Origin of the sequence: Kitasatospora sp. NPDC007106 (assembly GCF_040634455.1) — a bacterium.
Taxonomy (GTDB): domain Bacteria; phylum Actinomycetota; class Actinomycetes; order Streptomycetales; family Streptomycetaceae; genus Kitasatospora; species Kitasatospora arboriphila.
The window spans coordinates 1-1730 of the sequence record NZ_JBEYFP010001088.1 but is presented as its reverse complement, the minus strand read 5'-3'; the positions used below and the strand labels follow the sequence as shown (position 1 = coordinate 1730).

2 protein-coding genes are annotated in these 1730 nt (G+C 77.9%); both read left to right on the top strand.

Annotation, left to right across the window (positions count from 1 at the left end; translation table 11 throughout):
* Positions 1-154 precede the first annotated feature (154 nt).
* Positions 155-946 (top strand): dihydroorotate dehydrogenase electron transfer subunit, encoded by a 792-nt coding sequence (locus ABZ641_RS36040; RefSeq protein WP_359988682.1) that lies wholly within the window; start codon positions 155-157, stop codon positions 944-946.
* Positions 946-1730 (top strand): dihydroorotate dehydrogenase (locus ABZ641_RS36035; protein WP_359988680.1); only part of this gene is annotated, 785 nt, incomplete at its 3' end. The genes ABZ641_RS36040 and ABZ641_RS36035, both read left to right, overlap by 1 nt.

The window sequence follows — 1730 nt, the reverse complement described above, 5'->3', positions numbered from 1 at the left end:
CCGGCCGAGTTGGACGTCGGGGAACGGGACGGGGCGGGAGGATCGTGGCGTGACCTGCGGGCCTCCCGGCGAGTTGCAGGTGTGGACGCGGGACTCCGGGCGCGGACGTGCGCCGCGCCCCGGGGCGTCCCGGATCGATCGAGAGGTGTCGGACATGGCCCATCCGGTGCGGTGGCGGGCGGAGGTGTACGGGTGCACGGCGGAGGGCGCGTACCACCGCCTGGTGCTGGAGGTGCCCGAGGCCGCGTCCCGCGCCCGGCCGGGCCACTTCGCCTCGCTGGCCGGCGACCACGCGGTGGTCCGCGAGGCCGTCCCGATCGCCCGGGCCGACGCCTCCGCCGGCACCCTGGAGCTGCTGGTCGCCGACGGCCCCCGCAGCGGGCCGCTCGACCTGATCGCCCCGCTCGGCACGCCCTTCCCCGTCCCCGACGCACCCGTGAAGGCGCTGCTGGTCGGCCACGGCCAGCACGCCGCCCCGCTGCCGGCCCTCGGCGAGCAGCTCACCGCCCGCGGCGGCCAGCTCGGCTACCTGCTGGGCGCGCCGACCGCCGCCGCCCTGCACGGCGTCGACCGGGCCCGGGCGCTCACCCAGGACGTGCTGGTGGTGACCGAGGACGGCTCGGCCGGCCTCACCGGCCTGGTCAGCGACCCGGTCGCGCAGGCCGCCCGGGCGATCGACGCCTCGGTGGTCTACGCGGCCGGCCCGCCCGACGTCCTCGCACTGACCGCCGCGGCCGTCGCCGACCTCGGCATCCGCTGCTGGGCGCTGCTCGCCACCGACCTGCCCTGCGGCACCGGGCTGTGCGCGGCGTGCGTCGTCCCGGTGGTCGGCGCGGACGGCGTCAGCCGGTTCGCCCGGGTCTGCACGGAGGGCCCGGTGTTCGACGCCACGCGGGTCCGCTGGGCGGACATCGGGGCGGTGCCAGCCGATCTGGAGGGGACCTGATGGACCCGCAGGACGTCGACCTCACCGCGCCCTTCGGCCCGCTGACCCTGCCGAACCCGCTCACCACCGCGGCCGGCTGCGCCGGTCCCGTCCGCGAGCTCGCCAAGTTCGTCCCGCTGGACGCGCTGGGCTCGGTCACCACCCGGACGATCATGCCGCGGCCGCGGGCCGGCCACCCCACGCCGCGGGCCGCCGCCACCCCGGCCGGGCTGCTCACCGCGCTCGGCCTGCCCGGACCCGGCATCGACGCCTTCGTCGAGAAGGAGCTGCCCTGGCTGGCGGAGCGCGGCGCCCGGGTGGTGGTGTCGATCGCGGGGGAGCGGATCGAGGAGTTCGCCGCCCTGGCCGCCCGGCTCGGCGGACTGCCCGGCGTGGTCGGCCTGGAACTGAACATCGGCGGCCCCAGCCACGCCGACCTCGGCCTGGTCTTCGCCGCGAACCCGGCGATCTCCTACGACCTCGTCCGGGCGGTGCGCCGGGCGGCCCCCGCCGACCTGCCGGTCTACGCGAAGCTGGCGCCCGACGTGCTGTCGATCACCGACATCGCGGCGGCCTGCGTCCGGGCCGGCGCGGACGGCCTCTCCATGATCAACACCGTGCCCGGGATGGACATCGACCCGGACACCCTGCGCCCCTCGCTCGCCGCCGGGCCCGGCGGGCTCTCCGGACCGGCCGTGCGGCCGGTGGCGCTGCGCTGCGTGCACCTGGTGCACGCGGCGATGCTGGCCGGACGCCTGCCCACCGTGCCGATCCTCGGCATGGGCGGGGTCACCGACGGCCGGGA

Coding starts and splice junctions, on each gene's coding strand:
- ABZ641_RS36040 (WP_359988682.1), top strand. CDS start 155: ATGGCCCATCCGGTGCGGTGGCGGGCGGAGGTGTACGGGTGCACGGCG.